Here is a 9166-nt window from a genome sequence, read left to right on the forward strand (position 1 = left end):
TATTCCGAAAATTTTGTATGTATAATATCCGAAGGTTCTTTGCTTTTTTTACCTTTTTACTTTTACAAGTAGGAAAAAACACATTCTTTTAGGAGGGAACTACCATGTTGAAAAAATGGCTGTCTTCAAAAGCAGCAACCCCAAAGATTATTCTAGGTGCTTTGCTTTTTTCTGTCCCCATTATTGTGCTTCCATATGATAAGAACCTGTTATTATATGGTCTTTATTCCTGGTTGCTTATTGGCATCTATTTTTTTATCTCTTCTAGATTAGTCAAGGATGATGAGAAAATCTTAACCTATCTCACGGATGTTGCTGCCGGAAATTTGGTTGTATCTTCCGAACTTGGTAAACAGACAACATCGATTATCTTCTCTTACTCAGAAAAAATCAGTCACATAGCTCATAGCCTTTCAAAAGGATCAGATCTATCCACAAAAGATGCCTATGATTATGAAGGATTTCTTCGTAATCATAAAGGAATTAAGCGAATTTTTATTACCGACGAAACAGGTCAGCAAATCTATAACTCGGCGGTAACGGATCCAAAAAAACTACTTTTTAACGGAGATCGGTCATACTTCAAAAACGCTGAGAAGACTGGAAAACCACAAGTATCCAATTGTACTTTTTCTAAAAGAGAAAATCGGCTCGCTATTATTGTCGCCGCACCTTATCAGCGTAATGCCAGGTTCAATGGCATTGTTGCGGCAACGGTTGATCTTATAGAAATAAGCCCTGCTTCAGAGAAAAAGCAGAATATTGTTTTAGGAACCATACAAGTCTTAAATGGTTTATTGCGAAATATAAAGGGTATTTCTTCCAAGGCTAAATCATCGGCTGAAACCTTGGCTATGTCATCCCAAAAAGCTAGCGATACAGTGGATGAAGTTTCCAAAGCAATTGATGAAATCGCTGAAGGTGCTTGTGCACAAGCTACCGATACAGATCATGCTTCTCAAACAGCCTCAAAGCTTTCAACGGTTTTTGAAGAAATGGATGGTAAAGCTTCTGAAATGAATCGGTTTTCAGAAAAGATTATTGGCGAAAAAGAACAGGGTGAGGTGGCTATTAAGCAACTTAAGGAAAAATCTGAGTTAGCGGAAAGTACCAACGATAGTGTCGAGAAAGCAATTTCAGACCTAGACAAAAATACACAGTCAATAAGCAGTATTCTTGACTCTATCAGTTCAATTGCTGTTCAAACAAACTTATTAGCCTTAAATGCCTCTATCGAAGCTGCAAGAGCTGGAGAGCAAGGCAAGGGATTTGCTGTTGTTGCAGAGGAAATACGTAAGCTGGCCGAAGAGTCTAGCGAAGCAACAGATCAAATCCGCAACATAACGACGGCTATTATTTACGGAAGTGGTCAAACAGTTGAAACAATGAAAAAAGCTAAACAGATTTCCAGCGAACAAAAGAATGCTGTAGAGAATATGGAAAAATCTTTTAACGAAATATCAACATCAATCAGCGGTATTACAAAAGGAATTCAAAGCATTAAAGACTCTTCGAGGGATTTATCCTTTGTCGTATCGGATATTGTTAAGACAATGACAAATATTTCCGCTGTATCTGAAGAATCAGCCGCTACTTCGGAGGAGGTAAACGCATCCATGCATCAGCAATCGTCCGCTATTGACGAAATTGCTTCTGAAGCAGAATCGTTAAATGCACTCTCTGTCAAGCTTAATGATGAGCTGGGTAAGTTTAAGGTTTAACTGATTTCATCAGTTAATACCATCCAAATTTGTATTCCCCTTTGATCCATGCTTTCTGAAGGATCCAAAACAACGAATACCGCTTTTTCTGTGTTCAAAACCAGAAAAGGCGGTATTCGTTAACCAAGAATATTTTCAAGTTTGAAAAAACAACCTTCCATTAGATAAATCGCTACTGTTACGGCTAATAAATCCGCACATCCGCCGGGACTGATATTCTGGTTAATAAAGTAGGTATCTAGCTCTGTCATCGCTTGCCGTCCTTCTTTACTCTCCATGCCACCTTTTTCAATCACTCTCAACGCCTGTTCTCGGCATTTTTGAAGTCCTTCCATCCCAACCCGCGAAACAACGGTGGTATCTTCCACCTGAGAAAACAAATGCAGCAGGGTATGCACCATTGCATCATTAACGCTCATTCCACTGTTTATAGCATCCTGAAATACTGGATATCCAATATTCTTTATGGAAGGAAGCCCCTTCTCAACTTCACCTCTAATACCTGTTAATCCATGGCTTATGTATAGATTTTCTCCATTGGTCCTTTCTTTATCTTCCCTAATAGCATCAAGTTCTTTTTTGATCATTCCTTCACAAATCACGGAAACTTTTTCGCATATTTTTTCCATCGATCTTTCTCCTGCATTAGTTGCAAGACCAGCTGCTGCTGCCACAATACCGCCAAGAAATAAAATGCCTCTCTGCGTGTTCACCTGATCTGTCAGGGAAAGAAATTCCTTCTCCGCTTCTATTCCCAATGGTCGAAGCTTTGGGAGCAACTGAGATTCCACTTTGCAATCCAATCCCATTTCCGCAAAAATAGAAAAATAGGGAGCAATGGCCGCACTGCTTAAAAGAAAACTAATCAGATTCATATCTTTATGTGCACCTACGGAGTTGGGACTCACCAATCCCGGCGATGGTTCACAGGATACCTCTAAAAGAATGCCTGCTGTCATTGCCTGTCCAATGGTTAGTGCCTCTTTTGATAAGCTCCATTGTTTTTCATTCATCTGTCACCAATCCTTTGAAGATTATTTTTTGAGCACTTGCCTTCACTTCTTCAAAATCATGCTTTTTTTCACGGTAACAAAGCAGTGCTTTTTCATCACAAACCAAACAAACTCTTCCCTCCATTAGTAAATCTCGACGTGAGAGCATGCTTCCTTTTTCGTCTAGCACGTCAATATCAAAAATCCGCCCCCCTCGATGGCTGTTTTCCAGGTCAATGGCTTTTTCTTTTATTTGAACTGCCGGTAAATCAATGACCCAAAAACCTTCAGGTCCCCATTTCCCCAACCTGCTATGCTTATCTACAATATTTCCGTCATAAGCTCTATCAATGGTTTTTAAGGCAATATGAAATATTGTTTCCCACTCTTTATACGCTTCAAAACCACCTGGCAAGTTTAATGTTAGGGAAATCATCGGTAATTGGTACCTAGCTATCCATTCCTTTTGAAAGGCGCTCCTTTCTTCCTTTGCTTCTAGCACTCTTCTCATTCGTTTATCCAACATTCGTCACTCCATTAATCCAGTTTTAACAAAGGGTTAATGCCTGCTATTGCTTTTTTTTATTGCTTCTGTAATTCTTCGCCCTTCTTCCGTTAATAAATATTGATACGTGCTTTCTGGGACAAGTTGTCGAACCGATTCCAAACGATCGGCTGCCAACTCTTTTCGAACCATTGATGCACTAATACAACTATCCTCTTGTCTCTTTCTTTCAAACACTTTTAATTCGATGTCCGCTTCCGGTAATACTTGATGCATTGTTTCGTTATACATTTTTGTTACAGGACAATAAGGTTCTTCTCCTACATATCTGCGATGAATATTTAATGCCGGTGCAATAAATTCGGTAAAAATTTTCAGATCCAGCAAGGTGTGGGACCGAAGAACTTCTTCGCCCTTCAAAAAATAACTGGGAAAGGTAGCGGCGGAAATAATATAGTTTTCCCCTTTATGAAGAAACACATTTTCAAGATGTTTTGTTCCAGCTTTTACCAGCTCATACCTGACTTCTGCCGGGAAGCTGGAACGATTTTCCCATACAATAAATACATGCACTACATCGCATTCCTTGGCAGCTTGTTCAATCAAGTATTGATGCCCTAAGGTAAAGGGATTACAGTTCATCACAATGGAACCAATCACATGACCGTCTCTTTTTTTCTTTTTCAAATTTCCTATATAGGTTTTTATACCATCTCGCTGATTTTCAAGTAAACAAACATAATTTTCCACTTCTGTAATCGCATAAAATCCCAAGTCTTCAAACATACGCCGGTTTTCTGGTTTCGTATAGATAAAAAGATGGGTTTCTCCACGTTGATAAGCTTCATTGATCAGTTGGGTGGCTATTTTATTCGTAAGGCCTTCTCCTTGATAGTTTTCCTTAACCGCCAGAGATTTTAGTACATTCCTGCTTAAAGAACCCGTCGCTATGATTTCCTCACCTTTCAAAATGCCCACCGTATACTCCACATCTTTTTCCAACTTTAAGCCTTGTTCTATCAGAAAATCCGAAACCATTTGCTTTTCTCTGTCACTATTCAATTGCTTTAAGGTAAATCCATAATCCATGCTCATCCTACCCGCTCCTTACGATTCAAGTGGATCTACCCCTAGCAAGTCCTTATCTTTAAGCCTTCCGACTTGCTTTTCACAGCAGCCCACCGTTTTTTTTGAAGACATATCCCTATTTTCCTCAGCTAAATACTATCACGGATGAGTGAATGAACACAATGTCTATTCCTATTCCTCTTTACTAAATAACGGTATGATCATTGTCATCGATCAAAAAATGTTATCGATAAAATTACACATTTTGGGGAACTTTACTTTGTCAGACAATATTTTTTCAAAAAACTTTTTCATTAGGCCTTGACAGCAATCGAAGAAATATTTAGAATAGATGATAATTTACTGACAAGTTAATGAATGAAAAAACCATTGCTGGAGACAGGTGCTTTGTTCTTCCAATCAAAGAGAGTCGGTGTATGCTGAAAGCCGACATTGGAGCCATTGCCTCAAATCACTCCAGGGGAGCATTTCTGAATAATAGTAGGAAAGGACGGTTAATCTCGTTATCGATTTAGGTTTGATAGAACCGAAATAAGTGGCTCTTTGGAATAAAAGAGCAATTAGAGTGGTACCGCGGATATCCGCCTCTTATATGATAGAGGCGGTTTTTTATTTTATTAGGAGGGATGATCATGACCGCAAAAGATTTTGAAAGTAAACATGTTAGCTTAGAAGAGGCCGGTAACGACATTAAAGTAGCCGCAGAAAATGTAGAGGGGATTGTGAATAAAACCGAGTTAATCTACAGTGATTTTTTCAGCAGTGAATGCCGGAACAATGTATATCTGAAACCTGAAAACCTTCAGTTTACAGGTTCTTTTAAGATACGAGGAGCTTACAATAAAATTGTCCGCTTACCGGAATCGATACGAAAAAATGGCATTGTAGCTTCTTCTGCCGGGAATCATGCTCAGGGCGTAGCTTATTCAGCTAAACGTCTCGGTATTTCTTCAAAAATTGTTATGCCCAGTGTCACACCATTAATTAAAGTAGAGGCTACTAAAGCTCATGGTTCAGAAGTTGTGATCCATGGTGATATCTATGATGATGCTTATCAGAAAGCCATGGATATTGCCAAAACAGAAGGCCGGGAATTTGTTCATCCTTTTAATGATTATGATGTAATCTGTGGTCAAGGAACCATTGGTTTGGAGATTGTGGAGGAACTGAAGGATGTTGATGAAATCCTGGTGCCTATCGGTGGTGGTGGATTAATTGCCGGTATCGCTATGGCCGTAAAATCAGTGAATCCTAATATTCGGGTGATTGGTGTGGAGCCAGAAGGAGCCATGACCATGAAAAATTCGCTTAACAATGATAAAGTCTGTGACCTTAGCCTCATTCGCACCTCTGCAGAAGGTGTTGCTGTAAAACGACCAGGAGATTTAAGCTTTCAGATTGCAAAATGTTTTGTGGATGGCATTGTTACAGTTTCTGAAAAAGAAATTATGGAAGCACTATTAATGCTTATTGATAAACATAAGCTGATTGCCGAAACTGCTGGTGTTCTTACGCTTGCAGCGCTGAAGAAGCTGACGGTTACCAATAAAAAAATTGTCAGTGTGATCAGTGGCGGTAATATCGATGTGGTGACCATTTCTTCTATGATTAATAAGGGGCTTATTTCCCGGGGGCGAATTTTTTGTTTTAGCGTCGACCTGCCGGATGTTCCTGGTCAACTTCTTCATATTTCTAAAATTTTGTCGGATCTGAAAGCCAATGTCATCAAACTGGATCATAACCAGTTCAAGGCAATGGATCGTTATGAAAATGTTCAGTTGGAGGTGACGGTAGAGACCAATGGTCACCTTCACATTGATGAAATTATTGAAGCACTGCTAAAGGATGGATTTAAGGTGAATCGGGTTTATTAACCTTCTTCGACAGGTAGCTTTGAATTGATCATGGTCACTGAATAAGGTAAAATAAAGATCTAGTGATATAGGCTTATTGCTTCGACCACAGAAGACATCTCAATAACCATAAGGAGTGCCCCTTTTATGCCTACTGAAAAAAAGATCTTTCTTTACGAGGCTGTGATTGCACAGCTGATTGCTTTTATGAAAAATAACCAGTATCATCCCGGAGACAAGCTTCCCTCCGAACGAAAACTGTCCACCCTCTTAGCCGTTAGCCGAACCTCCATCCGGGAGGCTCTTAAAACATTACAGGCAAAGGATATTGTCAGTATTCGTCATGGGAGCGGGGTTTATTTTAATGGCCCGGAAAATTTTCTCCTGTCAGGAACCGAAACTTTTGACAAAAGTCAGGAAACTTTTCATTTACTAAAGCAATTAGCACAGTCCAGAATGATGATTGAAAGTTTTTGTGCCGTAGAACTGGCTTCTACCTTAACTCCTCAGCAACTAAAAGAACTTTATGACGTTATCCAAAAGGAGGAAAGGATTTTGGGGTCCACACAAGATCATCAAGATGTCTTTATGTCGATGGAATTAGAACTCCTCCTGTCTCATTATTATGGAAATCCGATGATCCATGAAATGCATAAAAAAACATGCCTTCAGTGGCAACAATGTTTCTTATCCTTGGAATTAACGCCTTACCCTTTAGATCTTAGGCATCAGGATCATTTGGATATCATGAAGGCCATCGAATCCGGTCATCCTCCCATTATTGAGAAAGCTGTCAAAGGTCATGTTCAACGAACCCTCGCTATCTTGAATAAGCTTTTGAAACCTTAAAAAAACCCTGTTCTTCTGTTTTAACTTCTGTTAACAGAGTTTCAGGGTTTTTCTTTTTATCCTTTTTTTGCGGCTAATTCTTTCTGAACCTTTCCTACCAAGCCATCCTGATCAATAATAGATTGTATAAAGGGTGGAAAGGGTTTTGTCTGGTAGGTTTTCTGCTGGGTTTTGTTGACTATGGTGCCACCGGAAAAATCAACTTCCAGCACATCCCCTCTCTTTGCCTCTTTCACAGCCGCTTCGCATTCCAAAATTGGTAGCCCTATGTTAATTGCATTGCGGTAAAATATCCGAGAAAAAGATTCAGCAATTACGCAGGAGACACCGGTGGTTTTGATGGCCAGCGGTGCATGTTCCCGGGAAGATCCACAGCCAAAGTTTTTTCCAGCCAAGATTACATCCCCTTTTTCTACTTCCTTAGCAAAATTTTCATCAATATCTTCCATGCAATGGCTGGCTAATGCAGAAGGATCTGCATTATTAAGATATCTGGCCGGTATAATAACATCTGTATCCACATTGTTTCCATAGACAAACGCTTTTCCTTTTGCGATCATTGTTTTTCCCCTTTCCCTATACCATGTCTTCCGGACTGCTTATTTTTCCTGTCACAGCAGAGGCAGCTGCTACTGCCGGACTGGCAAGATATACTTCTGATTCTGTGTGTCCCATTCGCCCTACAAAGTTCCGATTAGTTGTTGATACACAGCGTTCGCCTTTTCCAAGGATTCCTGTATGGCCTCCCAGACAGGGACCACAGGTCGCCGTTGTAAAAACAGCACCGGCTTCGATAAAGGTTTCTACTAGCCCTTCTTTAACCGCCTGCAAATGTACTTGCTGTGACCCTGGAATAACAATGCATCGCAGGTTTTTTGCCACTTTTTTGCCTTTCAATACTTTTGCCGCCATTCTTAAATCGTCAATTCTTCCATTGGTACAGGACCCAATCACCACCTGATCGATTTTCACCTCTTTTGCTTCTTTCACTGGACGTGTGTTTTCCGGAAGATGAGGATAGGCTACCGTTAGCGGAATTTCCGAAAGATTGATCTGGTAGGTTTTTTCATATTCAGCATCCTCATCTGCCTGATACACTTGATAGGTTCGGTTGGACCGCTCCTTCAGATAGGCTTCTGTCCTCTCATCTACTGGAAAAATTCCGTTTTTAGCACCGGCTTCCGTTGCCATATTAGCAATCGTAAACCGGTCATCCATGGTAAGGTTTTGGATTCCTTCTCCCACATACTCCATGGATTTATATCTAGCTCCTTCCACTCCAATCATCCCAATAATATAAAGAATAACGTCCTTTCCACTGACCCACTCTTGCATTTTGCCGGTCACTTCAAATTTTAAGGCTTCCGGAATACGAAACCAGGTTTTTCCAAGTGCCATACCGCCTGCCATATCCGTTGAACCAACACCTGTCGAAAAGGCACCTAACGCACCATAGGTGCAAGTATGGGAATCCGCTCCAATAACCACATCCCCGGGGATTACTAAGCCTTTTTCCGGTAGTAACACATGTTCAATCCCCATTTCGCCTACTTCATAAAAATGCTCTAAATCCTGTTCCAACGCAAAATTACGGCTAACTCGGCATTGTTCCGCTGATTGTATGTCTTTGTTCGGTGTAAAGTGATCATGTACCACGACCACTTTTTTCCGGTCAAAAACCTTTGTTGCTTCCATCTTTTGAAAAACACTTACGGCTACTGGTGTGGTAATGTCATTTCCTAAAACCAGATCCAGGTTGGCTTCTACCAGCTCTCCCGCCGTAACCAATTCTTTTCCCGCATGATCGGCCAGTATTTTTTGAGTCATTGTCATTCCCATAAGACTTCCTCCTCGTATAATAAGTTTATTCAATAAAATATTGAATTAGTACTTGGATCCTGAAGCGCATCCCTGGATAATAGAACCAAGGAAAAGGATCTATCTGGGCAAAGACTAATTCCTCCTGTAGCTAGACTACATTTCGAAGACTGTCTCCCGGTCCACCGTTACACTGCAAACGCACAAGCTGTATCACCTTTGGTTCATACCGGCGATAGCAGTCACCGGGCAGCTTATGAGTTAAAGGATTCGAATACTCATGCGCGAGGTTGTGGTTATGCGTTGGGTGCCAGGGATACGCTTCAGGATCCAAGTCTT

General features: G+C 40.5%; 8 protein-coding genes and 1 other annotated feature. Of the genes, 3 read left to right on the top strand and 5 right to left on the bottom strand.

The features are described 5' to 3' along the window. Positions 1 to 104 precede the first annotated feature (104 nt). The gene (locus tag BLV55_RS11885) at positions 105 to 1721 is read left to right on the top strand and encodes a methyl-accepting chemotaxis protein (RefSeq protein ID WP_093314715.1); all 1617 of its coding nucleotides are present in this window, start codon (positions 105 to 107) and stop codon (positions 1719 to 1721) included. 119 nt (positions 1722 to 1840) lie between these two features. Here BLV55_RS11885 and BLV55_RS11890 read toward each other — a convergent pair whose 3' ends face one another. Genes BLV55_RS11890 through citC form a run of 3 tightly spaced genes read right to left on the bottom strand, consistent with a single transcriptional unit; the run spans position 1841 to position 4313 of the window. Continuing rightward, positions 1841 to 2734 carry a triphosphoribosyl-dephospho-CoA synthase gene (locus tag BLV55_RS11890; protein WP_093314717.1) on the bottom strand — a complete coding sequence of 298 codons (894 nt, stop codon included), beginning with the start codon at positions 2732 to 2734 and terminating at the stop codon, positions 1841 to 1843. Beyond that, a complete protein-coding gene (citX, locus tag BLV55_RS11895; protein ID WP_207646074.1) occupies positions 2727 to 3236 on the bottom strand; it encodes a citrate lyase holo-[acyl-carrier protein] synthase in 510 nt (169 codons plus the stop codon). The genes BLV55_RS11890 and citX overlap by 8 nt, the downstream gene beginning before the upstream one ends. Positions 3237 to 3272: 36 nt before the next feature. After that, complete coding sequence (gene citC / locus BLV55_RS11900; RefSeq protein ID WP_242870115.1) at positions 3273 to 4313, bottom strand: [citrate (pro-3S)-lyase] ligase; 1041 nt, start codon at positions 4311 to 4313, stop codon at positions 3273 to 3275. A gap of 354 nt (positions 4314 to 4667) precedes the next feature. Beyond that, positions 4668 to 4899 (top strand) — a binding site (T-box leader). 40 nt (positions 4900 to 4939) lie between these two features. Here citC and ilvA point away from each other — a divergent pair. After that, the gene (gene ilvA, locus BLV55_RS11905; RefSeq protein WP_093314721.1) at positions 4940 to 6181 is read left to right on the top strand and encodes a threonine ammonia-lyase; all 1242 of its coding nucleotides are present in this window, start codon (positions 4940 to 4942) and stop codon (positions 6179 to 6181) included. A 126-nt stretch (positions 6182 to 6307) separates the two neighbouring features. Beyond that, positions 6308 to 7009, top strand: coding sequence for a FadR/GntR family transcriptional regulator (locus tag BLV55_RS11910; RefSeq protein ID WP_093314723.1), 702 nt, complete (start codon positions 6308 to 6310; stop codon positions 7007 to 7009). Between the two features lie 56 nt (positions 7010 to 7065). Here BLV55_RS11910 and BLV55_RS11915 read toward each other — a convergent pair whose 3' ends face one another. Both BLV55_RS11915 and leuC read right to left on the bottom strand, forming a co-directional pair. Then, complete coding sequence (locus BLV55_RS11915; protein WP_093314725.1) at positions 7066 to 7569, bottom strand: 3-isopropylmalate dehydratase small subunit; 504 nt, start codon at positions 7567 to 7569, stop codon at positions 7066 to 7068. A 16-nt stretch (positions 7570 to 7585) separates the two neighbouring features. After that, positions 7586 to 8848, bottom strand: coding sequence for a 3-isopropylmalate dehydratase large subunit (leuC, locus tag BLV55_RS11920; RefSeq protein WP_093314727.1), 1263 nt, complete (start codon positions 8846 to 8848; stop codon positions 7586 to 7588). Positions 8849 to 9166: the final 318 nt, after the last annotated feature.

Origin of the sequence: Tindallia californiensis, from assembly GCF_900107405.1 — a bacterium.
GTDB lineage: Bacteria > Bacillota > Clostridia > Peptostreptococcales > Tindalliaceae > Tindallia > Tindallia californiensis.

Excerpts from the sequence above, each read along its gene's own strand:
- BLV55_RS11885 (WP_093314715.1), top strand. The coding sequence starts at position 105 with ATGTTGAAAAAATGGCTGTCTTCAAAAGCAGCAACCCCAAAGATTATT.
- BLV55_RS11890 (WP_093314717.1), bottom strand. The coding sequence starts at position 2,734 with ATGAATGAAAAACAATGGAGCTTATCAAAAGAGGCACTAACCATTGGA.
- citC (WP_242870115.1), bottom strand. The coding sequence starts at position 4,313 with ATGAGCATGGATTATGGATTTACCTTAAAGCAATTGAATAGTGACAGA.
- ilvA (WP_093314721.1), top strand. The coding sequence starts at position 4,940 with ATGACCGCAAAAGATTTTGAAAGTAAACATGTTAGCTTAGAAGAGGCC.
- BLV55_RS11910 (WP_093314723.1), top strand. The coding sequence starts at position 6,308 with ATGCCTACTGAAAAAAAGATCTTTCTTTACGAGGCTGTGATTGCACAG.
- BLV55_RS11915 (WP_093314725.1), bottom strand. The coding sequence starts at position 7,569 with ATGATCGCAAAAGGAAAAGCGTTTGTCTATGGAAACAATGTGGATACA.
- leuC (WP_093314727.1), bottom strand. The coding sequence starts at position 8,848 with ATGGGAATGACAATGACTCAAAAAATACTGGCCGATCATGCGGGAAAA.